General features: G+C 70.5%; 20 protein-coding genes. 4 read left to right on the top strand and 16 right to left on the bottom strand.

What is annotated here, in order from left to right; all coding sequences use genetic code 11:
• Positions 1 to 75: 75 nt before the first annotated feature.
• Complete coding sequence (locus tag BN1701_RS00370; protein WP_054044365.1) at positions 76 to 993, bottom strand: hypothetical protein; 918 nt, start codon at positions 991 to 993, stop codon at positions 76 to 78.
• Between the two features lie 112 nt (positions 994 to 1,105).
• The gene (locus BN1701_RS00365) at positions 1,106 to 2,092 is read right to left on the bottom strand and encodes an SMP-30/gluconolactonase/LRE family protein (RefSeq protein WP_082859571.1); all 987 of its coding nucleotides are present in this window, start codon (positions 2,090 to 2,092) and stop codon (positions 1,106 to 1,108) included.
• Between the two features lie 171 nt (positions 2,093 to 2,263).
• Here BN1701_RS00365 and BN1701_RS00360 point away from each other — a divergent pair, with 171 nt between their 5' ends.
• Positions 2,264 to 4,135: a M20/M25/M40 family metallo-hydrolase gene (locus BN1701_RS00360; protein ID WP_082859570.1), complete on the top strand. Its 1,872-nt coding sequence runs from the start codon at positions 2,264 to 2,266 to the stop codon at positions 4,133 to 4,135.
• Here the strand turns inward: BN1701_RS00360 and BN1701_RS00355 are convergent.
• Genes BN1701_RS00355 through BN1701_RS00330 form a run of 6 tightly spaced genes read right to left on the bottom strand, consistent with a single transcriptional unit; the run spans position 4,120 to position 9,015 of the window.
• Complete coding sequence (locus BN1701_RS00355) at positions 4,120 to 4,587, bottom strand: hypothetical protein (RefSeq protein WP_054044363.1); 468 nt, start codon at positions 4,585 to 4,587, stop codon at positions 4,120 to 4,122. The genes BN1701_RS00360 and BN1701_RS00355 overlap by 16 nt on opposite strands.
• 22 nt (positions 4,588 to 4,609) lie before the next feature.
• On the bottom strand, positions 4,610 to 5,233 hold the full coding sequence (locus BN1701_RS00350; RefSeq protein ID WP_067521022.1) for a histidine phosphatase family protein: 624 nt from the start codon (positions 5,231 to 5,233) through the stop codon (positions 4,610 to 4,612).
• The gene (locus BN1701_RS00345) at positions 5,230 to 6,276 is read right to left on the bottom strand and encodes a phosphotransferase family protein (RefSeq protein ID WP_054044357.1); all 1,047 of its coding nucleotides are present in this window, start codon (positions 6,274 to 6,276) and stop codon (positions 5,230 to 5,232) included. Before BN1701_RS00345 ends, BN1701_RS00350 begins: the two co-directional genes overlap by 4 nt.
• Positions 6,273 to 7,061 (bottom strand): SDR family oxidoreductase, encoded by a 789-nt coding sequence (locus tag BN1701_RS00340; RefSeq protein ID WP_172803163.1) that lies wholly within the window; start codon positions 7,059 to 7,061, stop codon positions 6,273 to 6,275. Before BN1701_RS00340 ends, BN1701_RS00345 begins: the two co-directional genes overlap by 4 nt.
• The gene (locus tag BN1701_RS00335; protein WP_054044355.1) at positions 7,019 to 7,819 is read right to left on the bottom strand and encodes an SDR family oxidoreductase; all 801 of its coding nucleotides are present in this window, start codon (positions 7,817 to 7,819) and stop codon (positions 7,019 to 7,021) included. Before BN1701_RS00335 ends, BN1701_RS00340 begins: the two co-directional genes overlap by 43 nt.
• A complete protein-coding gene (locus BN1701_RS00330; protein WP_054044352.1) occupies positions 7,816 to 9,015 on the bottom strand; it encodes an acyl-CoA dehydrogenase family protein in 1,200 nt (399 codons plus the stop codon). Before BN1701_RS00330 ends, BN1701_RS00335 begins: the two co-directional genes overlap by 4 nt.
• A gap of 76 nt (positions 9,016 to 9,091) precedes the next feature.
• Between BN1701_RS00330 and BN1701_RS00325 the strand changes: the two genes are divergently transcribed.
• Entirely contained in the window at positions 9,092 to 9,664 is a 573-nt protein-coding gene (locus BN1701_RS00325; RefSeq protein WP_054044350.1) for a TetR/AcrR family transcriptional regulator, read from the top strand.
• A 15-nt stretch (positions 9,665 to 9,679) separates the two neighbouring features.
• Here BN1701_RS00325 and BN1701_RS00320 read toward each other — a convergent pair whose 3' ends face one another.
• A complete protein-coding gene (locus BN1701_RS00320; RefSeq protein ID WP_231949800.1) occupies positions 9,680 to 11,242 on the bottom strand; it encodes an acyl-CoA synthetase in 1,563 nt (520 codons plus the stop codon).
• A 193-nt stretch (positions 11,243 to 11,435) separates the two neighbouring features.
• On the opposite strand from BN1701_RS00320, the gene BN1701_RS00315 reads away from it, so the two are divergent.
• A complete protein-coding gene (locus tag BN1701_RS00315) occupies positions 11,436 to 13,091 on the top strand; it encodes a bifunctional 3'-5' exonuclease/DNA polymerase (RefSeq protein WP_082860230.1) in 1,656 nt (551 codons plus the stop codon).
• Between the two features lie 163 nt (positions 13,092 to 13,254).
• Here BN1701_RS00315 and BN1701_RS00310 read toward each other — a convergent pair whose 3' ends face one another.
• Genes BN1701_RS00310 through BN1701_RS00295 form a run of 4 tightly spaced genes read right to left on the bottom strand, consistent with a single transcriptional unit; the run spans position 13,255 to position 16,434 of the window.
• Positions 13,255 to 13,686: a GerMN domain-containing protein gene (locus tag BN1701_RS00310; protein ID WP_054044344.1), complete on the bottom strand. Its 432-nt coding sequence runs from the start codon at positions 13,684 to 13,686 to the stop codon at positions 13,255 to 13,257.
• A complete protein-coding gene (locus tag BN1701_RS00305) occupies positions 13,683 to 15,104 on the bottom strand; it encodes a HAMP domain-containing sensor histidine kinase (protein WP_231949379.1) in 1,422 nt (473 codons plus the stop codon). Before BN1701_RS00305 ends, BN1701_RS00310 begins: the two co-directional genes overlap by 4 nt.
• Positions 15,101 to 15,784, bottom strand: coding sequence for a response regulator transcription factor (locus BN1701_RS00300; protein WP_054055500.1), 684 nt, complete (start codon positions 15,782 to 15,784; stop codon positions 15,101 to 15,103). The genes BN1701_RS00305 and BN1701_RS00300 overlap by 4 nt, the downstream gene beginning before the upstream one ends.
• Before the next feature lie 38 nt (positions 15,785 to 15,822).
• Entirely contained in the window at positions 15,823 to 16,434 is a 612-nt protein-coding gene (locus tag BN1701_RS00295; protein ID WP_172803162.1) for a phosphatase PAP2 family protein, read from the bottom strand.
• A 133-nt stretch (positions 16,435 to 16,567) separates the two neighbouring features.
• Between BN1701_RS00295 and vanY-N the strand changes: the two genes are divergently transcribed.
• Entirely contained in the window at positions 16,568 to 17,161 is a 594-nt protein-coding gene (vanY-N, locus tag BN1701_RS00290) for a D,D-peptidase/D,D-carboxypeptidase VanY-N (protein ID WP_054044340.1), read from the top strand.
• Here the strand turns inward: vanY-N and BN1701_RS00285 are convergent.
• From BN1701_RS00285 to BN1701_RS00275, 3 genes are all read right to left on the bottom strand, one after another.
• Positions 17,130 to 18,293 (bottom strand): lactate 2-monooxygenase, encoded by a 1,164-nt coding sequence (locus BN1701_RS00285; RefSeq protein ID WP_054044338.1) that lies wholly within the window; start codon positions 18,291 to 18,293, stop codon positions 17,130 to 17,132. The two genes, vanY-N and BN1701_RS00285, sit on opposite strands and share 32 nt — an antisense overlap.
• 176 nt (positions 18,294 to 18,469) lie before the next feature.
• Positions 18,470 to 19,477 carry a tetratricopeptide repeat protein gene (locus tag BN1701_RS00280; protein ID WP_054044336.1) on the bottom strand — a complete coding sequence of 336 codons (1,008 nt, stop codon included), beginning with the start codon at positions 19,475 to 19,477 and terminating at the stop codon, positions 18,470 to 18,472.
• Positions 19,478 to 19,688: 211 nt separating this feature from the next.
• Positions 19,689 to 20,921 carry an NAD(P)/FAD-dependent oxidoreductase gene (locus tag BN1701_RS00275; protein WP_054044334.1) on the bottom strand — a complete coding sequence of 411 codons (1,233 nt, stop codon included), beginning with the start codon at positions 20,919 to 20,921 and terminating at the stop codon, positions 19,689 to 19,691.
• Positions 20,922 to 21,026 lie beyond the last annotated feature (105 nt).

Here is a 21,026-nt window from a genome sequence, read left to right as displayed (position 1 = left end):
GTAAGGCTTGTCCGAATCGAGCAGGCACGAGCGCGAAGGTGGCGCGGGTCACAACGGCCCGCGCCACCGGGTCGCTCACGCGCAGAGGACGTCGATGAAGATCGTCGCGGAGCGCCCGAGATTGGTGATCTTGACGTCGACCGAGCCCGCGCCGTTGACGTGCTTGTGGCCGTGGTCGATCGCGAGCACCTGGCACCCTGGCTGGTGGGCGACGGAGATGCGGTGGGTGCCTGCCTCGACGGCCTCCACGTGCGCCTCGTGGTTCACGTCGAGCTGAGGCGCGTAGTACGACCACTTGCGGTTGCTCGCGCCGTTGGTGTCGGTCCAGGTGACCGCGAGTCCGTCGATCAGGTTCGGGTCGCCCGGCCGGTAGAACCGGGTGTCGATCTCGATGATGACGTCCTCGTCGACCTTGAAGTTGTCGGTCTTGCTGTCCGCGGGGACGAACCCGTGCCGGTTGCCCGGCGCGTTGCCGCAGTCGACCACGTTGAGCCCGTTGGCGACCCCGAGTTCCGCGCAGCCCGCGAGGAAGTCGCCGACGCGGGTCGCCCAGACCTTGTAGACGCCGCCGTTGTTCGGGGTGTCGAGGAACGGGAACAGCTGCACGGTCGTGGCGCCGTGGTCGACGTCGAGGCCGGTCACGTGCTCGCAGTCGGTGTCGACCACACCGGAGATGATCCCGGCGGTGACGACGAACTGGCGGCAGCGGGCCGGATCGGTGGACAGCAGGACTTTGCCGCTGGGGTCGGTCACCTGATAGACGTACGTGCCGTCGTCGAGCCCGGCCGCGTGCTGCGGGGCGCCGGGGCCGGGGCCGCCGTCGAGGTAGACGTCGGGCTTGGCGTCGAAGTGGTTGAAGTTGACCTCGGTCCCATCTGCCAACGTCGTGAAGATGGCGCCGGAGGGAGCGTCAGCCGACGCCGTCCCGGTCTGGAAGGACAGAGTCGTCGCGGCGAGCACCACGACGAGCCCAGCGCGCGTCAAGGACTTCATCACTCAGCTCCAATCGATGGATTACGGCCCCGACGTGCGGAAAGCCTATTCCGGAACTGATCAGCCGAAAGCCCTTGACCGGTACACGCGCGGGCCGTGTCCTCCTGCTCACTCAGGGCAAGTCGAACAGCGCGACGGCGCTCTCGTTCAGGCTGCCGAGGTAGACCGTGCCGTTGTGCTCCCGCACGCCCGTGACCATGTGGTAGTCCGGGGCCTTGCCGAAGCAGTCGTGCACCGTGCGGCCCGTCAGCCCGTCCACCGCCCGCACCCAGACAACCTTCTTCTCCTTGGGCTGCAACGGCTCCGGGAGCCGCCAGAGCACCTGCCGGACCTTCGGCGGCGTCCGCAGCAGCAGGTCGAGCACCGGTGCGCGCGGCGAGGCCAAGGCGATCCAGATGAGGCCGTCGCTGCCGGTGGAGATGTTGTCGGGGAAGCCGGGGAGGTTGTCGACGAGCACGTCGGAGGTGCCCGCGCGGTCGCCGGTCAGCCAGAGCCGGTTGAGGCAGTACTCCCCCGTCTGCGCCACCACGACGTAGGACTCGTCGGGCGCCAGGGCGACGCCGTTGGCGAAATGGAGGCCGGTCAGCAGGGTCTCGACCGCGCCGTCCGGGGTGCGGCGCAGCAGGCGGCCGGTGCCGGAGTGCTCCAACAGGTCGGCCTTCCAGAACTCCAGGTCGAAGCGGCTGGTGGAGTCGGAGAAGTAGATCGTGCCGTCCTTGGCGACGGCGGCGTTGTTGCACACCCGCAGGCCGGGGCCCGCCGGGATCAGCACCTCGATCTCGCCGTGGGTCCGGTCGATCAGCAGCAGCCCCCGGTCGGCGTCGCAGACCAGCAGTCGACCGTCCGGGTACAGCTCAAGGCCCAGCGGCCTGCCGCCGGTGTCGGCGATGGTGTCCAGCCGCCTGCCGTCGGCGGTGAGCCGCAGGACGCGACCGTCCGCGACGCCGGTGAACACGTGGCCGTGCTCGTCGACGAGGACGTCCTCGGCGCCCACGCCGGTGACCTGACGGACGGTCAGCGGCGGCAGCGACACCGCGGGCCGCGGCCCGGCTTTGGGCGCGCGCCACACCACGGGCTGGTCGATCTTCGGGCGACCCATCCACACTCCTCGTCGATTGCCATGGAAGTCCCCACGATACGAGGGAACCACCGGGCAGGCGCGGAGAAACACGCTGGGTGGGAATGTGAACGGGCCGAGGGTTTCCTCCGAATCATCGGTCGCGGCCGCGCTGGTTGGTTGGGCGGACACCACTTGCCCCGAGGAGGAGCAGTGAGAACTCGCACGAAGTTAGTCGCCGGTGTGTCGGCGGTCCTGGTGGCGTTGTCGACGGCCATCGGTGTCGCGAACTCCGCCCCGGTCGCCACCGCACCGAGCAACGTCATGGCCGCACCCGACATCCCGGTCGAGAACGTCATGGCGCACCTGAACCAGCTTCAGACCATCGCCACCAACAACGGCGGCAACCGCGCGCACGGCCGACCCGGCTTCCGCGCGTCCGCCGACTACGTCAAGGCCAAGCTCGACGCCGCAGGCTTCACCACGACCCTGCAACAGTTCACCCACAACAGTGCGGCGGGCTGGAACGTCATCGCCGAGTGGCCGCACGGCGACGCCAACAACGTGATCATGGCGGGCGCGCACCTCGACAGCGTCCCCGCCGGGCCGGGCCTCAACGACAACGGCTCGGGCACCGCCGCGGTGCTTGAGGTCGCGCTGGCCGTCTCCCGCGCGGGCCTGCGTCCGCAGAAGCGGCTGCGGTTCGGCTGGTGGGGCGCGGAGGAACTGGGCCTGATCGGCTCCAAGTACTACGCCGACAACCTGGGCGCGACCGAACGCGGCAAGATCAACGCCTACCTGAACTTCGACATGGTCGGCCAGAAGGACGTCACGACCTGGGGTGTCTACAACCACGACACCGCGATCGCGAACACCTTCAAGGAGTACTTCCAGGCCAAGGGCATCCCGACGACGCCGATCTCGTGGAATGGCAGCTCCGACCACTCGTCGTTCACCCGCCACAACATCAAGGTCGGCGGCGTCGGCTCCAGCTCCGATCCCTGTTACCACGCGGCGTGCGACACGATCAGCAACGTCGGCTCGCGGGTGATGGGCCACACCACCAACGCGATCGCGCACACGGTGTGGAAGCTGGCGGGCGTGAGCGACGACCCGACCGGTGACTACGCGGTGGCCCTGACGCCTGCTTCGGGCAGCGTCGCGCAGGGCGGGTCGGTGACGGTGGCGGTGTCCACCCAGACCACGCAGGGCACACCGCAGCAGTTGACGCTGTCGGCCACCGGGATGCCCGCGGGCACGACGGCGACCTTCGCCCCGCCCAGTGTCCAGTCCGGACAGTCCTCGACGCTGACGATCACGACCTCGGCCTCGACGCCGGTCGCGACGGCGCCGATCACCGTCGTCGCCACCGGCAACAACGGTCCGCGCCAGGCGTCCTACAGCCTGACTGTGACCGGGGTCCAGCCGGGCGGCTGCGCCGGAACCAACCCGACTGACTTCTCGATTCCGGACAACGGCGGCGTCGAGAGCCCGATCGCGATCTCCGGCTGCGCGATCACCCCGACCACCGCGACCGTCGCGGTGGACATCGCCCACACCTACATCGGCGACCTGGTGGTCGACCTGCTCGCCCCGGACGGGACGCCATATGTGCTGCACAACCGGACCGGTGGGGGCACGGACAACATCGTCAAGACGTTCACCGTCAACGTCACCGGCGAGACGGCGGACGGCACGTGGAAGCTGCGGGCCCGCGACCAGGCGAGCCAGGACGTCGGCCGGATCAACGAGTGGCGGCTGACCCTGGCCGCTGGGACGACCGGCAAGTGCGCCAGCCACCAGACCGTCAAGACTGGAACGCTCGCCACGGGCGCCAACGAGTACCACGCGTTCGAGGTGGCGGCGGGCGGCACGCTGACCGGGTGCCTGGACGGGCCGGACGGCGCGGACTACGACCTGTACCTGCAGAAGCTGAGCGGCACCACGTGGTCGAACGTGGCCTCCGGCACGACGTCGAGCGCGGACGAGACGCTGTCGTACTCAGCGACCGCCGGGTCGTACCGGTACCGCGTCCACGCCTACAGCGGCGCGGGCGCCTACTCCATGGGCTACTCGGGGCCGTAACTGTCTGATCGTCCGCCCGGGTGGCCTGCGTCCACCCGGGCGGACGCGTCCCGCCTGCCCAACACCCCCGCAAGCACCGCGACGGCGGCCAGGGCCGCCGCGGCTGTCCCGAAGATCACGAGGAGCGACGCGCCGAGAGGAACGCTCGGGAAGGCGGTGAACATGAAGTCCTGGATCCGCACCCAGATCGCGAACAGCGTGCACATCACCGCCGTCACCAGCACGGGCACCGCCGTCGCCGGTCGCGGGAACAGCGCCGCGACGACCACCCCGCCGACGATGACCGTGCCGAGCATGAACGGCCAGAACACCGCGAAGTTGGCGGCGAACCGGCCGCCTGCCTCCAGGTCGTCGATGGCCCCCACGTCGTAGGTGCCGAAGAAAATGGAGCGGCCGAGGACTACCCATCCAGCCGCGAGGACCAGGCCTGCGAGGGCCTTCAATGGGTACATGAGCGCAGCATCGCACGGTGGCTCACCGATACGTGAGCAGGTCCCGACCAGCGCCTTCGAAGTGGCGGTGTTCGTTGAACGACACCAGCGTCGCCCCCGACCGCCCCACGACGACCTTGGTGATCGCGGCGTTCACGACCACCCGGTTGATCGCGACGACACTGGATCCGGTGAGCCTGGAACAGAGCGCCGCGATGATCCCGCCCGAGGTGAACACGACCGCCGTGCCCGCCTCCGCCGCCGCCATCAACGCCGCGAACGCGCCGTCGGCGAAGTCCCGATAACCATCGGTCTGGACCCACTTGTCCAGCGCGCGGTCGAGCAGCGCCTGGAAGTCGCGCGACGACGCGGGCGGGTCGACGTGTTCGGTGTCCACCAGGGCCTGGACCAGTCCGATGTGGTCGTACTCGTCCCACCGGGCATCGACATCGGACTCGATGGTCCAGCCCGCCGCCGCGAGGGTGATCGACGCGGTGTCGCGCTGGCGGGACAAGGTGCCGGAGACCGCCCGCGACGGCACGACGCCGCGCGAGGCCAACTCCTCCCCCAGCACCTCGGCCTGCCGCTTGCCCACCTCGGACAGCACGTCGTAGTCCGCCGCGCCGAACGACGCCTGGCCGTGGCGCAGCAGATAAACGACGCTCACGACGCCATCACCTCGCGGCAGCGCCACTCCAGATAGCCCGAGAACATCCAGAAGTCCTTGAACGCGGGGTTCGTGGTCTGGCCGTGGTGATAGCGGTAGTAGATCTGCTGCAGGATCACCGCGAGCCGAAACAGCCCGAACACCTCGTAGAACGCCCAGTTCTCCGGCCGCAGCCCCATCCGCGCGCAGTAGTGATCGACGATCTCGGCCCGCGTCAGCATCCCGGGAACGTGCGACGGCTGCCGACGAGCCATCTTGAAGACGTCGTCGTCATCGGCCTGGATCCAGTAGGCGACCAGGCCGCCGAGGTCCATCAGCGGGTCGCCCAGCGTCGACATCTCCCAGTCGAGCACCCCGATGATCTCCCGCGCGTCGTCCAGCACGACGTTGTCGAACCGCCAGTCGTTGTGGATGACCACGGTCGCCACGTCGTCGGGCTGGTGGGTGTCGAGCCAGGCCATGACCTCGGCGAAGTCGGGCACGTTGTCGGTCCGCGCCGCCACGAACCGCTGCGACCAGCCCTTGACCTGCCGCCCGACGTACCCGCGGCCCTTGCCAAGGTCGGTGAGTCCGGCGGCGTCGGCGTCGACCTGGTGCAGGTCGACGAACCGGTCGATCAACGCGGTGGACAGCGAACGCGCCTCGGGCTCGGTCAGGGTCATGCCGTCGGGCAGGTCGCCCCGCAGGATGGTGCCCGCGATCCGTTCCATGACGTAGAAGTCCGAGCCCAGCACCGAGTGGTCCGCACACAGCCCGAGGACCGTCGGCACATACGGATACACCGGCTTGAGCGCCGACTGGACCCGGAACTCGCGCTTCATGTCGTGCGCCGACGCGGCCTTCTTCCCCACCGGCGGGCGGCGCAGGATCAGGTCGCGGTCCGGATAGGACAGCAGGTAGGTCAGGTTCGACGCCCCGCCGGGGAACTGCCGCACCGTCGGCTCACCCACCAGACCATCCACAATGGACGACAGCCAGGCGTGCACGGCGGCTGTGTCGAAGGCGTCCTCGGCACGCACCTCGCGCGGCTGGTCAGCCGTCATGAAATCCTGGCCACGATGCTCAGCGGCAGGTTCCGCATGGCGAAGCCCATCAGCGTCCACGGCCAGCCCGGCGTGCAGGCCTCGGCGGACTCCTTCTCGATCGCCTTCACCATCGAGCGCACGCCCGGCACGGTGTCGACCATCAGCGGGGTCTTCTTGACGCTGTCGTTCATCTCCGAGCGGATGTAGCCGGGGTAGATGGTGGTGACGTTGATCGGCGACTTGAGCGTGTCGGCCCGGATGCCCTCGGCCAGCGCGGCGATGCCCGCCTTGGTGGCCGCGTAGGTCGACAGGTTGCGCGGCAGGCCCCGCATGGCCGACATCGACGAGATCACCACGAGGTGGCCCGCGTTCTGGTCGCGGAAGGCCTCCATCGCCGCCTCGCACTGGGCCAGCGCGGAGACGAAGTTGGTCTCGGCGGTCTGCTTGTTGGCGTAGAAGTAGCCGGTGCCGACCGGCTGGCCCTTGCCGAGACCGGCGTTGACGATCACCCGGTCGAGTGTGCCCAGCTCGGTGCGGAACTCGCCGAACACCTTGAACACCGCGTCGTGGTCGTTGACGTCGAGCGCCTTGACCACGACCTTGATGCCAGGGTTGGCGGCGATGAGCTCCTCGCGCAGCGCCTCCAGACGGTCGGTGCGGCGCGCGGCGAGGGCGAGGTTGCGGCCCAACGCGGCGAACTGGCGGGCCATCTCCTCGCCGAGGCCGGAGCTGGCGCCGGTGATGAGGATGTTCTTGCGCGTCACGGGGATTCCTTCTCCATCTTGGGCCGCAGCCTGGCCCATGTCTTGGCGACCTGCTTGTCGACCAGCCGCGGCGCGATCCGCTTGAGCAGATGCGCGCGCTTGCCGTCGGCGTGGGTGTGGACGAGGAAGCGCTTGGCCGCCACGGCGTCGAACACCAGCTTCGCCACGTCGTCCGGGGTCACCTTGGACGAGGCCATGAGGTTCTGGCTGAACTTGAGCGCGGCCGGATCGGGCGAGCGCATCCGGTCGTTGAGGTTGGTCTTGACGAAGCCGGGGCAGACCACGGTCGTGCCGATCCCGTAGGGCGCCAGTTCATGGTGCAGCGTCTCCGACAGGGCCACGACGCCCGCCTTGGTGACGTTGTAGGAGGCCATCGCGGGCAGGTTCATGATCGCCGCGAGCGAGGCCACGTTGACGATGTGGCCGGACTTCTGCGCCTTGAACACCGGCACGAAGGTCGCGCAGCCGCGCACGACGCCCTTGACGTTGATTTCCCAGATCCAGTCCCAGTCGGCCATCGAGATCCGCTCGATCCGGCCGCCAGAGGCCACGCCCGCGTTGTTGACCAGCACGTCGAGCCCGCCCCAGTGCTCGTCGCACCAGGACTTGGCCGCGGCCCAGGACTCGTCGCTGGTGACGTCGAGCGCCAGATGGTCGGCATCGAGTTCCTTGGCGGCGGTCTCCGCGGCGGTCGCGTCGACGTCGGTGACCAGCACCTTCCAGCCCGCGGCCCGGTAGCGGGCGGCGACGGCCCTGCCGAGGCCGGAGCCCGCGCCGGTGATCAGGATTCGGTTCACGAGGTGTACTTCTTCAGCTCGATGCGCGACACGACACCGCGGTGCACCTCGTCCGGGCCGTCGGCCAGGCGCAGCGACCGGGCGCCCGCGTAGGCCGCGGCCAGCGGGAAGTCGTCGGTCATGCCCGCGCCGCCGTGCAGCTGGATGGACATGTCGATCACGTCGAGGGCCATGTTCGGCACCACGACCTTGATCTGGGAGACCTCCGACAGCGCGCCCTTGAGCCCATAGGTGTCGAGCTTCCACGCGGCGCTCAGCACCAGCAACCGGGCCTGCTCGATGGCGATGCGCGCGTCGGCGATGCGTTCGCGGTTGCCGCCGAGGTTGGCCAGCGGCTTGCCGAACGCCTCCCGGGTGGTGGCGCGGACACAGGCCAGCTCCAGCGCCTTCTCCGCCAGGCCGATCAGCCGCATGCAGTGGTGGATGCGGCCCGGACCGAGCCTGCCCTGGGCGATCTCGAAGCCCCGGCCGGGACCCGCGATGACCGCGTCGAGCGGCAGGCGCACGTCGGTGAAGCTGACCTCGCCGTGGCCGAAGGGCTCGTCGTGGCGGCCGAAGACCGGCAGCATGCGCTCCAGCTTGAAGCCAGGGGTGTCGAGCGGAACCAGAACCATCGAGTGCCGCGCGTACTTGTGCGCGTCCGGGTCGGTCAGGCCCATGAAGATGGCGACCTTGCAGTTCGGGTGGCCGATGCCGGTGGAGAACCACTTGCGCCCGTTGAGCACGATCTGGTCGTCCTTGACCACAGCGGTCGCGGCCATGTTGGTCGCGTCGGACGAGGCCACGTCGGGTTCGGTCATGCAGAAGGCGGACCGGATCTCCCCGCGCAGCAAGGGTTCCAGCCACTGCCGCTTCTGCTGCTCGCTGCCGTAGAGATGCAACACCTCCATGTTCCCGGTATCCGGCGCGTTGCAGTTGAAGACCTCGGGGGCGATGAACGAGCGGCCCATCAACTCGGCGAGCGGGGCGTACTCGACGTTGCTCAGGCCGGACTCCGCGTGCAGGAACAGGTTCCACAGCCCCTGCTCGCGCGCCTTGGCCTTGAGCTCCTCGATGACCGGGAGCACCACCCACGGGTTGTCCAGCGCGGCGAGCTCGCGATGGAAGGCGGGCTCGACCGGCTCGATCTCGGTCCGGATGAACTCACCGACCCGACCCAGGTAGTCGGCTGCCTTAGCCGAGTGCGCGAAGTCCATGTCGCCTCCTATTGAGCGTTGCTCAACAAGGTACCCTGCTTATCGAGCAACGCTCAACAGGTGGAGGGAGTGACCTATGGCCCAGGCGCCAGCCCGGACCCGGCGCACGGCGGCGGACCGGCGCAAACAGCTGATCGGCATCGGCCTGAGCATGTTGACCGTCCGCCCGATCCACCAGGTCACCATCGACGAGGTCGCCGCCGAGGCCGGGATCTCCCGCAGCCTGCTGTTCCACTACTTCCCCACCAAACAGGACTACTACGTCGAAGTCGTCCGCGCCGCGAGCCGCCGAATCCTGCGCTACGCCGCCCCCGACGACTCCCCCCGCGCCATAGTCGACGGCTACGTCGCCTTCATCGAACGCCGCCGCACCCAATACGTCGGCCTCTTCCGCGCAGCGGGCCTCGACGACTGGGTCCGCGAGATCCACGACGAAACCCAGGACGCTCTGACCGTGCGCATCATGTCGGCCCTGAACCTGACCGACCCCCCGGAACCGGTCGCGTTGGCGGTCCGGGCCTGGTGGGCGTTCGCGGAGGAACTCGCGATCGAGTGGACCGGCAAGAACCGAACCGACAAAGACGCCCTGGTCGAGCTGCTGCTGGGCGCACTCGACAACGTGATCGCGCTGGCCCAGAGGATCGCCTAGAAACGCGGATCCTGTTCAGCCGAAATCGGACAACCGATTCCGCAGGACCTTCCCGGTCGCGTTGCGCGGCAGCTCGGGCAGGAAGACCACCTCGCGCGGCACCTTGAAGCGGGCGAGATTGGCCTTCACGTGCTCACGCAACTCGTCGGCGCCGACGCTGGCGCCAGGGTCGACGGCGACATACGCCTTGAGCCGCTGGCCGAACTCCGGATCCTGCACCCCGATCACCGCAGCCTCGGTCACACCCGGATATTCGACCAGCAGGTTCTCCACTTCGACCGGAAAGACGTTCTCCCCACCGGAAACGATCATGTCGTCGTCGCGGCCGTCGATGAACAGCCTGCCCTCGGCGTCGAAATGCCCAACGTCGCCGATCGAGAGCAGCCCGTCGATGATGTCCTTGTGCCTGCCGTCGGTATAGCCGCCGAAACTCAGGCCGCTGCCGACAAAGACGCGCCCGGTGACGTCAGGCTGGGTGATCCGCCTGCCCGTGTTGTCATACAGCCGCACGACGCAGCCGACCGGCGGCCGCCCGACCGTGCCGGGCGCCTCCCGCCAGTCCTGCGGGGTGGCGACCGTGGCCACGGCGACCTCAGTCGAGCCGTAGAGGTTGTGCACGACGTCGCCGAACGCCTTGGTGGCCCGGTTGCCGAGTTCGGGCGAGAGCGCCGAGCCCGCGGTGAACAGGATCCGGAGGGAACTGGTGTCGTAGCGGGCGAGTACCTCGGGCCCGAGGTCAACGATCCGCTGAAGCATCGTGGGGACGACGACGAGCGCGGTGGCCTTGTTGTCCTGGATCGCCCGCAGCGTCTCCTCCGGATCGAACCGGCGGCGCATCACCACCGCCGACCCGAGCGCGAAGCTGATGATGAACTGCGAGAGCCCGGTCCCGTGGAACAGCGGCGCCCCGAGCATCGTCGTCTCGCCCGAGCGCAGCGGGATCCGGTCGAGGAACTGCGCGGCGGCCAGCGGCGACCGGACTTGCCGCGGCGCTCCCTTGGGCGTGCCGGTGGTGCCGCTGGTCAGCAGCACCATGCCGCCGGGCTCGGACGGCACGGCGACCGGTCGGTCGTCGGTGTTGGCGATGAGTTCCTCGATCGTGCGCGAACCGGCCTCGACGTCGTCGACCCACGCGATGAAGCGCGGGATGCTGTCGGGCAGCGCGGTGGCCAGGTCGGTGAACTCCTGGTCGTGGATGAACACGGTGACGCCCTCGCGCATGGCCACGTCGGCGAGCTGCGGCTTGGCGAATCCGGTGTTCATCAGCAGCAGCCGCGCCCCGAGCTTGCCCGCCGCGAGCATCGTGTCGACCGCCCCGCGATGGTCCCTGGCCAGCAGCGCGATGACGGAACGGTCGCTCACGCCGCGGTGGGCCAAGGCGCGGGCCAGGGCGTTGGACCGGGTGTCGAGCTGGCGGAAGGTGAGCGGGCCGAGGTCGTCGACCAGGCCGATCGCCCGGTGGTCACGGGTGGCGGCGACCTTGGCCGCGCCCGCGATCGGGCCGAGCTGCCGGACCGCGATCATGGACTTGACGACGTGGTCCGGGCGGGCCAACGGCACCAGGCCTGCCCTGCGCATCACGTCGACACTGCGAACCACGGTCGGAACCTTGCCCGCCAGGTCTCGCACCAGGGTCAGGTAGTCGCTCACCACAGCCTCCCGGCATCCGTGTCGCCCCCGGTAGCACGGTGCCGCAGAAGTTACCGGCGAGTCAACACCGGGGGTTGATTCCTGCCGTCCCCTGTCAGTCCCTTAGCGCAGAATGCGCACCATGCGGGTCATCGTCGTGCCAGAAGCCGAGGGAACGGCTCGCGCGCGCGTGCTCGACGACCCCGGTCCCCCGATCAGCGTTCCCGATGTCGCCGCCTGGATGGCCGAGCGACAGCGCGACACCGACGTGCGCTGGATCGTCCCCGCCGCCGACGAACTCTGCCCCACGCTGCTCCGGGCGGGCGTCCGCCTCGGCCGGTGCCACGACCTTTCCCTGGCCGAAGGCATCTTGCTGGCCTTCGAGGAACGCCCCGGCCGACCCCGCAACCTCGGCGCCGCCTACGCCCGCACCCGCGGCCTGCCCGAGCCCGCCGATCCCCGCCCGCTGATCCGCACCGAACAGCCCGCCCTCTTCGAGCCCGACCGCGGCACCGCGCCGCCAGGGGCCGACCCACTCGACGCCGCCGTCACCGTGTTCGCCGACCAGGAGCGCCGGATCGCCAAGACCGCGCATCCCGACCGGCTGCGCCTGCTGATCGCCGCCGAGTCGGCGGGCGCGCTGGCCGCGGCCGAGATGTCGCACTTCGGGCTGCCGTGGCGGGCCGACATCCACACCGCCCTGCTCACCGACCTCCTCGGCCCCCGCCCGGTGCCGACCGCCCGACCCGCGAAGCTGGCCGACCTCGCCGAGCGCATCTCGACGGCGTTCTCCGGCAGGCCGATCAATCCCGACCACCCGCCGAGCATCGTGCGGGCCTTCGCCAGGGAGGGCATCGAGATCCCGTCGGCCCGCGCGTGGGTGCTCAAGGAACTCGACCATCCGGCGGTCGAGCCGCTGCTGGCCTACAAGGAACTCTCCAGGCTCTACGTCGCCCACGGCTGGTCATGGCTCGATTCCTGGGTCGACAACGGCCGGTTCCGCCCCGAGTACGTCGTCGGCGGCGTCGTGTCCGGCCGCTGGGCCACCCGCGGCGGCGCGGCGCTGCAACTGCCCCGCACCCTGCGCACGGCGGTCCGGGCCGATCCCGGCTGGACACTGATGGTCGCCGACGCCTCGCAACTCGAACCGCGCGTGCTCGGCGCGCTGTCCGGAGACCGGAGGTTCGCCGAGGTGTCCGAGTCGGCCGACCTCTACACGAGCCTGGCCGCCGACGCCTTCGACGGCGACCGCGGCCGGGCCAAGATCGCGATGCTGTCGGCCATGTACGGCGGCACCAGCGGCGAGGCGGGCCCGCTGCTCGCGGTGCTGCGCAAGCGATTCCCACAGGCCGTCGACTATGTGGAGCAGGCCGCGCGTGCGGGCGAAGAGGGCCGGGTCGTCCGCTCCCGCCTCGGCCGCACCAGCCCCCCACCAAGCGACGCCTGGCGCGAGCTGACCTCCGACCCCGACGAGACCGCCGAACGCCGAGGCAGACAGGCCGCGCGCGAATGGGGCCGGTTCACCCGCAACTTCGTCGTGCAAGCCAGCGCCGCCGACTGGGCGCTGACCATGCTCGCCACCCTCCGCCGCCGCCTGACCACCTCGGCCCCGGACGCGCAGATCGTGTTCTTCCAGCACGACGAGGTGATCGTGCACTGCCCGCAGGCCACCGCCGACGTCGTCGCCAAGGAGATCAGCGAGTCCGCCGACCAGGCCAGCGCCCTCGTCTTCGGCGACACCCCGGTCCGCTTCCCCCTGATCGCCACCTCCGTCGACTGCTACGCCGACGCCAAATGACTAGTGTTCTGCACCCGAAATCCGGTGCATAAGTCGGTGGTCCAGGTTTCCGCTGGGTGTGCGGACGGAAGGTCCTCGTACTGGTTGTCCGTGGGCCTTTCGGCCGTGCGGCCAGCGGGAAGCTGGGCCGCCGAATTATGTGGCGGATTTCGGGTGCAGGACACTAGCGCGCCTTGGAGCAAGTGAGTCCGCGGCGGGCGCCGTCCGGTCCGATGAGCGCGACGGCCGCGTTCTCGGGGCCCACGACCATCACCGTGCAGGCGATCTGTTGGACGGCAGGCTCGGACAGCGTCCTGGGCACCGAGACCGCGCCATCGGCGTAGGACAGCGTCGTCCCCTGCGGGATCCCGGTCGTCAGCCCTTGGGCCGACTCTTCCGCGGTCGGCCCGAGGCCAAGCGCCTTCAGAGCGCCCAACACCCCCGCGTCGGTCGCGTCCGGCCGGACGACGAGCACCAACTCGGCGCCGGACAGCAGATAGAGCCGCAGACCCGTCGTCTCCCCGGCTGGGGCCTCGTCGCCGGTGATGGGCGCGGTCGACCGGACCCCACATCCGGCGACAAGGAAGAGGAGCAGGGCAAGGACGACTCGTCTCACAGTGGTCCTCCCAGCCGAGCGAGACGCAGCGTGAAGACCGCTCCACCGTCCGGCCGGTTCTCCGCGACCAGTTCCCCACCGCGGTGCAGCCGGGCGTTCTCCCGGGCGATTGCCAGCCCCAGCCCGCTGCCCTCGGACCGGGCGCGGGCGGTGTCGGCCTTGTAGAAGCGGTCGAACACCTGTGGCAGGACCGACGGCGGCAGGCCCGCACCTCGGTCAGCCACCTCGATCACGATCCACAACGGGTCCTCTCGCAGCCGCACCGACACGGGCTGGGCGCCGTGCTTGAGCGCGTTGCCCACCAGGTTCGCAACGATCACGTCGAGCCGCCGCGGGTCCAACCTGGCGATGACGCCCTCCGGCAGATCGGTGTCCACCTGATCGGCCCAGCGGCGCGAGCGCAGTGTGGCGCGGACCGCCGAAGCCACATCGAGTTCCTCCAGGACCAAGGTCGCCGCGCGGGAGTCGAACCGGCTGATCTCGATCAGGTCGTTGACCAGCCGGGTCAGGTTGTGGGTCTCCTGGCTGACCATCCGGGCCGCCGTACCCGCGTCCCCGGTGAGCGCCTCGTCGGCCAGCACGTCGGCGAACGCGGTCATCGCGGCCAGTGGCGTGCGCAGTTCGTGGGAGACGTCGGCGACGAACCGGCGGGCGTCGGCCTCCATCCTGCGCAGCTCGCCGACCTGGCGTTCCAGCGCGGCGGCGGTGTCGTTGAACGTCCCAGCCAACCCGGCCAGTTCATCCGAGCCACGGACCGCCAGCCGGGTGGTCAACTCGCCGGCGCCCAGTCGCCGCGCCGCCTGGCTGAGTTCACGCACCGGCCGCAGCACCCCGGCCGCGGCCAGCCAGGCGAGCGCCACGGCAAGACCGAACGCCAACGCGCCGGTCATCCACGCGATGGTGGCCAGCCGGTCGATGCTCAGCTGCTCGGGCGCCAACCCCCGAAAGGTGTAGACCTCGATGCCGGACGGGACCGACCGACCGCTCGGCACCGTGACCCGCAACTGCGTCCCCACGACCAGGCTGACCCCGCCGGGTTCGCCCACCCGCTGCCACGAGACCTCGCCCCGGCCGACCGCGCCGCGCAGCTCCGCCGGGATGTTCACCGCGTCCATCCCGGTCGTGGACGCGCTCGCGCCGTAGACGGCGACGGCGCTGTGGTCGCGGTCGGACAGCCGGCCCGCCAGCGCGTCGAGATCGCTCTGGGTCGGGGGCAACCGCGGAATCGGGTACATCGACTCGGTCCGATCGATCAGTGCCCGCGCCTCGGCGTCCTGCGCCTGCTGCAGGATCCCATTGCTGGCCTGCAGGAAGATGCCACCGGCCACCGCCGCCGCGGTGATCACGCTGAGCAGCGCGAACGCGGCGACCAGCCGGGTCCGCAGTCCCCAGGCGCGGATGCCCGCACCGCCGGTCACAACGGGCCGAACCGGTACCCGAACCCGCGGACCGTCTGCACGTACACCGGCGCGGACGAATCCGCTTCGATCTTGGCGCGCAGCCGCTGCACGCAGGCGTCCACCAGCCGTGAGTCGCCTAGATAGTCGTGGTCCCACACCGCTTCCAGCAGTTGGCGGCGGCTGAGCACCTGCCCTGGTCTCCGCGACAGCTCCAGCAGCAGGCGAAGCTCCGTCGGCGCGAGTGCGAGCGGGACGCCGTGCTTGGCGATCACCAGCGCCCGGCGGTCGATGGTCAGCGCGCCGTGCGACTCGGGGTCGTCCGGTCCGGCGGGGTCCCCTCCGGCGCGCCGGAGCACCGCGCGGATGCGGGCCTCCAGGACCCGCGGCTGCACCGGCTTGATCACATAGTCGTCGGCGCCCGCCTCGAGCCCGGCGACCACGTCCATGTCGTCGCCGCGGGCGGTGAGCATGATGATCGGCAGATCGCCGTCGGCCCGGATGCGGCGGCAGACGGCGAATCCGTCCATTCCGGGCAGCATGAGGTCCAAGACCACCACGTCGGGCGGGGTGTCGCCGAGCCGCCGCAGCCCCGATTCCCCGGACTCCGCCGCGTCCACCGCGTGCCCCTGCCGGGTGAGCGCGAGCCGAAGGCCTTCGCGCACGGCCGGGTCGTCCTCGATCAGCAGCACCCTGGACATGCCGCACAGCATCGCAAATCCCGTTCCGCCGCGCGCGATCACGCGACCCGGGTCACAGCGGCGACCACCAAGGCGAGTGCCGCGGCGATGAGCACGGCACCGACGACGTCGCTGGGCCGGTGCCAGCCCGCGTCGACCGTCGCCCAGGCCACCGCGGCCACGCTCAGCCCGCCCGGCACGGCGATCCACGGGCGCGCGGCGGCCGGGACGACGAGCAGGAAGGCCACCAGCAGGCCCGCCGCCGCGGCGACGTGACCGCTGGCGAAGCTGTTGTGCGTGGTGGATCCGACGATGTCCAGGTCGGGGCGGGAGAGAGTCGCCTTCAGCAAACGCGCGACACCCACCGCGCCGAGTATGACGCCGACCCCGGCCACCCCGCGCCACCAGCGCCCGCCCAGTGCCCCGATCACCAACACGACGGTGACCAGGACCAACCACAGCTTGACATCACCGGTGGCGGCCAGCACCTCCTCCGCCGAGCGGGGCAGCCCCCGGTAGTCGCTGAGCAGCAACCCGTCCGCCCACTGGCCCGCGGCGGTGCGCACGAACAGCAGGTAGGTCAGGATCAGCCCGACCAGGCACGCGGCGGCCCCGCCGAGCAGCACGGGAGCCGAGGTGTGCCGCGCGGGTCGGGAAATTGTCGTCGTCACGCCTTTCATCGTTCGTCCGGCAGGTGATGGCCGCGTCCGCGCTTTGTCATGGTCTCGTCACAACACCCGGTCCGTGCGGAACCGTGACACGACGGTCGGCGACCCCGGACATCGGCGCACAAGTGTCGTGGCCATGACCGAACACACCGTCATCCCCGACAGCGATCCCGAACCCGCCGTCAGCCCCGACCGTGTCCGCGACCGGCTCTACGCGGCGATCACCCGGCTGATGGCCGTGCTCCTGCTGCCCGCGGCCTATATGACCGGCCGCGCCCGCCACCACGCCTGCCAGTGGGCGCTGGCGCTGCGGTACCCCGCCGAGGACCTCGCCGGGCTGACCCCGCCCGCCCGCGCCGCGTTCACCGAGGCGCGCGCGGTGGCGTTCTGGCGGGACGGCCAGCTCATCGGCCTCACGTCGGGCCACCGCGACGCGGGCACGCAACGCACCTTGTTCGCCGAGGAGGTGCGCCGCGGCGGATCAGTGGACGCGGCGCGCAAGCGGGTGCTTCCGCCGGACGAGTCCAGCCACGTCAAGGGAATCGCCTTGGACGTCCGTCCCGTACAAGGCGCGCTGTGGCTGGAACGTCACGGCGCGCGGTTCCACCTGCACCGCACCTACGACAACGAGTGGTGGCACTTCGAGTACCGCCCCGAAGCCTGCGGCAAGCCGCTGCCGCGCCTGCCGCATCCCGGCGCTAAGGCAGATACCGAAGCGCGCTCGGCGTGAGTTCGTCGGGCGTCCGGTGGCCCGACAGGCCCAGCGTCAGATCGAAGTCGGCCAGCAGACCGCGCACCGCATGCCGCACACCAGCCTCACCACCAAGCGCCAACCCGTAAACGTAAGGCCGACCCACCAACACCGCCCTCGCGCCAAGGGCCAACGCCTTGACCACGTCAGCACCGGTGCGGATCCCGGAGTCGAAAAGGATCTCGATCCGGTCCCCCACCGCCGCGGCGATCTCCGGCAGCGCGTCGAGCGAGCCGATGGCGCCGTCGACCTGCCGGCCGCCGTGATTGGACACGACGATCCCGTCCATCCCGGCGTCGACCGCCCGGCGCGCGTCGGCGACGTGCTGGATTCCTTTGAGGACGATCGGGCCGTCCCAGTTCTCGCGCAGGAACGGCAGTTGGTCCCAGCTCTTGTCGGTGCCGGTGAACAGCCCGACCCACCGCAGCACCGCCATCGCCTGGTCGTCGGCAGGAGGCTTTTCCAGCCCCGCGAGGAAAGCCGGGTCGGTGAACGCGTTCGCCACGCCCACCGCGCGCAGGAACGGCAGGTAGGACTGGTCGAGGTCGGTGGGCCGCCAAGCCAGCGTCCACGTGTCGAGGGTGACGACCAGTGTCGAGTAGCCCGCCTTCTTCGCCCGCCGCAGCAGGCTCGCGCACACCTCGGGCTCGTTCGGCCAGTACAGCTGGAACCAGCGCGGCCCGGCGCCGTTGGCGGCGGCGACCTCCTCCAGCGAGTGCGACGCCGCCGTCGACAGCACCATCGGCACCCCCAGCGAAGCCGCGGCGCGGGCGGTGGCGAGTTCCCCCTCCGGGTGCACGATCGACTGGACACCGACCGGTGCGAGCAGCACGGGTGCGGGCATCTTGGTGCCCAGCACGGTCACCGACGTGTCGCGCGTGGTGGCGTCGGTGAGCATGCGCGGCACGATCCGCCAGCGGGCGAAGGCGTCACGGTTGGCGCGGGCGGTGTCCCCCGACCCAGCGGCCCCGGCCACGTAGCCGAACGGGCCGGGTTCCATCGACTCGCGGGCGACGTCCTCCAGCCGGGTGGCGTCGGTGGTGAAGGGCGGGACCTGGTCAGCGAGGCCCTGCAGATAGATCTCGTTCTGGTAGCCGGCGTGCTGACCCATGGGGCTCCTCACTCTCGCGGGGCGTGCGGACCGCAGTCTCGCACGCCCCGCAGGGTGATCATGCCTGCGGCGGAACCGGCGCCTGCGCGGGCACGGGGCACGACACTCATGATCGTTTCCCCTAGTCGACGCGGCGGGCGGGCGAAGGGTTCCCCCATCCGTGATGGTGCGCCAACCTAACGGGTGAATGCGCGCATCCGCCAGAGGCCGTACCAACCGACTATCGACGCCCCGACAGCGCAGATCAGCGCGGGTGTCAGCAGCTGCATTCCGCGTGCCCCGAGGGCCAGCGCGAGGGTCCACACGGCGAGTAACACGGCGCCCAGCCCGAACAACACGACGCCGAAGGCCACCAAGGGCGCTCGGCGGGCCAATAACCGCGGCGGCGGCCAATAACCGCGCGGCAGCGTGAGCACGCCGTGCGCGATCATGACCAGCTCGGCGAGCAGCAGGGCGAGGGCGAACCACACCAACAGCGGGCTCGGCCGGGGAAGCCCGGCGATCATCAGGACGAACGAGCCGACCGCCAGCCACCCCGCACAGCGACGCAGGACCAGCCATAACGCGATCCGCTGGGCCCGCCCGAACCTCGGCTCGCCCGCGACCGCCCGCGCGGGCGGCGCGGCGCGGATCCCGGCCAGCCTGGCCAGTTCCGCCCGCACCGACTCGTTGCTCGGATCGAGTCGCAGTGCGTCGCCGAAAGCCCGTTTGGCCAGCGGGAAGTCCTTCGCCTTGGTCGCCGTGTCGCCCAGGACCTCGTGCACCCTGGGCTCCTCCGGCGCGGTGATCACCGCGCGGCGGGCGGCGTCGAGCGCGGCGGCGGGCGAGGTCGGGCCGAGGGCCTCGGCCAGGGTGACGTGGTTGCGCCAGTCGCCGGGGTCGCGGCGGGCGGCCTCGCGGGCGGAGACGGCGGCCTGGTCGTGTCGGCCCAGCTCAGAGAGGGCGAGGCTGGCCAGCCGGTGCGCCCAGGACGGCTCGCCGAGGGTGATCGCGCGCTTGGCGGCGTCCAGGCAGTCCTGCGGCCTGCCGGCGTCGAGCAGGGCGGCGGCCAGCCTGCACCACGCCTCCGGATGGTCGGGGTGGTCGGCGAGGACCGGGCCCAGAATGTCTATGGCGACCTCCGGGCGACCCTCCGCCGTCAGCTCCGCGGCCTGTGCCAGCACGGCGTCGATCGGCTCGGCCATGGCATCCCTCCCCGCGTCTGGGGCCCCAGTGTGTCAAGGGACCGATCGGGTTGGGGGGCGACCCGCCCGGATATCTGTCAGTGATCATGCGGAATTCCGCGCACCGGCCCGTCGTGAAACGGCCGGCGGATTGATCACGCTCGGCAGCGAAATCCGGCCATCCATAGCCCGACCGGGTGGCCGCACCACCATCAGGCCGGTACCGCGTTGGCTAGGCCAGGTCCGCCAGCGGCACGGTCCGCAGATCGTCCGCCGACACCGGAGCCTGCCGATCAACCATCGCCTGCAGCGCCTCTCCGTCATCCCACTGATTGACGTTCATCGCCGCCCGCACCCGGCCGCCGCGCGTCCAGAACGCGGTGAACTCGCGCGACTTGAGGTCGCCGCGCACGACCAGTTCGTCGGTGAACGGATTCGCCAGGCCGCGCACCTCCATGCCGAGGTCGTACTGGTCGGAGTAGAAGTACGGGGAGGCGGTGTACGGCTCGGCGTCGCCGATCAGGTTGCCCGCGACGTGCGCGCCTTGGTCCTTGGCGTTGGCCCAGTGCTCGACCCGCACGCGCCTGCCGTAGCGGGGGTGGAAGTGCGCGGCGACGTCGCCGACGGCGAACACGTCCGGCGCCGACGTGCGCAGGCTCGCGTCCACATCGATGCCGCTGCCCGCCACCGAGTCGGACAGCTCAAGGCCCGCCGCCTTGGCCAACTCCAGCCGCGGCGCGGCCCCCACACCGACCACCACGACATCGGCGGGCACCGCCGTGCCGTCCTTGAGGTGCACGGCGGTGACCACGCCCTCGTCGCCGGTGAACGCGTCGACCCCGACGCCCAGCCGCCAGGTCACGCCGTTGACCTCGTGCAGGTCGCGGAACACCTCGGCGACCGTGTCGCCCAGCGTCTTGTGCAGCGGCAGCGGCAGCGGCTCGATCACGGTGACGTCCGCGCCGTGCTTGCGCGCGGCCGCGGCCACCTCGCAGCCGATCCAGCCCGCCCCGACGATCACCACACGGACGCCGGGGGCCAGCGCGGCACGCAGGCTGAGGGAGTCCTCCAGCGTGCGCAGGGTGCGCAGGCCCGCCAGGTCGCCGCCGGGGATCGGCAGCGTGCGGGGCGCGGAGCCGGTGGCGAGCACGAGACGGTCGTAGCGGTGGTGCTCCCCCGCCGAGTCGACCACGGCGCGCTCACCCAGGTGCACCTCGCGGACTTCGGTATCGGTGCGAAGGTCGATCGAGTGCTCGGCGTAGAAGGTCTCGTCGTGCACCCAGTCCGGTTCGTCGGCCTCGCCGAGCAGGACCGCCTTGGACAGCGGCGGCAGCGCGTACGGGCGGTGCGGACCCTGCCCGATCAGCACGATCTCGCCGTCGAAACCCTTGTCCCGCAGGGTGCCCGCGGCGGTGCCGCCCGCCAGGCCGGTCCCCACGATGACGATCCGGTGCACAGCGCCCATGTCGACCTCCTCGTCGGGATTCGACGTTAGTCGCCGGCGCGGTCGGCTGCTTGTCAGGAAAATCTTGATAAGTCGAACCTGGCGGCGTCACGTCTCGTTACGGTC

Origin of the sequence: Alloactinosynnema sp. L-07 (genome assembly GCF_900070365.1) — a bacterium.
Lineage (GTDB): Bacteria > Actinomycetota > Actinomycetes > Mycobacteriales > Pseudonocardiaceae > Actinokineospora.
Note: the sequence above shows the minus strand (reverse complement) of the source record. Positions and strands in the feature narration are given on the sequence as shown.

Bases quoted from the DNA above. Each gene is read 5' to 3' on its own strand.
- BN1701_RS00370 (WP_054044365.1), bottom strand. From the start codon at position 993: ATGAAGTCCTTGACGCGCGCTGGGCTCGTCGTGGTGCTCGCCGCGACG.
- BN1701_RS00365 (WP_082859571.1), bottom strand. From the start codon at position 2,092: ATGGGTCGCCCGAAGATCGACCAGCCCGTGGTGTGGCGCGCGCCCAAA.
- BN1701_RS00355 (WP_054044363.1), bottom strand. From the start codon at position 4,587: ATGTACCCATTGAAGGCCCTCGCAGGCCTGGTCCTCGCGGCTGGATGG.
- BN1701_RS00345 (WP_054044357.1), bottom strand. From the start codon at position 6,276: ATGACGGCTGACCAGCCGCGCGAGGTGCGTGCCGAGGACGCCTTCGAC.
- BN1701_RS00340 (WP_172803163.1), bottom strand. From the start codon at position 7,061: ATGGGCCAGGCTGCGGCCCAAGATGGAGAAGGAATCCCCGTGACGCGC.
- BN1701_RS00330 (WP_054044352.1), bottom strand. From the start codon at position 9,015: ATGGACTTCGCGCACTCGGCTAAGGCAGCCGACTACCTGGGTCGGGTC.
- BN1701_RS00325 (WP_054044350.1), top strand. From the start codon at position 9,092: ATGGCCCAGGCGCCAGCCCGGACCCGGCGCACGGCGGCGGACCGGCGC.
- BN1701_RS00320 (WP_231949800.1), bottom strand. From the start codon at position 11,242: ATGCGCAGGGCAGGCCTGGTGCCGTTGGCCCGCCCGGACCACGTCGTC.
- BN1701_RS00315 (WP_082860230.1), top strand. From the start codon at position 11,436: ATGCGGGTCATCGTCGTGCCAGAAGCCGAGGGAACGGCTCGCGCGCGC.
- BN1701_RS00300 (WP_054055500.1), bottom strand. From the start codon at position 15,784: ATGTCCAGGGTGCTGCTGATCGAGGACGACCCGGCCGTGCGCGAAGGC.
- vanY-N (WP_054044340.1), top strand. From the start codon at position 16,568: ATGACCGAACACACCGTCATCCCCGACAGCGATCCCGAACCCGCCGTC.
- BN1701_RS00285 (WP_054044338.1), bottom strand. From the start codon at position 18,293: ATGGGTCAGCACGCCGGCTACCAGAACGAGATCTATCTGCAGGGCCTC.
- BN1701_RS00280 (WP_054044336.1), bottom strand. From the start codon at position 19,477: ATGGCCGAGCCGATCGACGCCGTGCTGGCACAGGCCGCGGAGCTGACG.
- BN1701_RS00275 (WP_054044334.1), bottom strand. From the start codon at position 20,921: ATGGGCGCTGTGCACCGGATCGTCATCGTGGGGACCGGCCTGGCGGGC.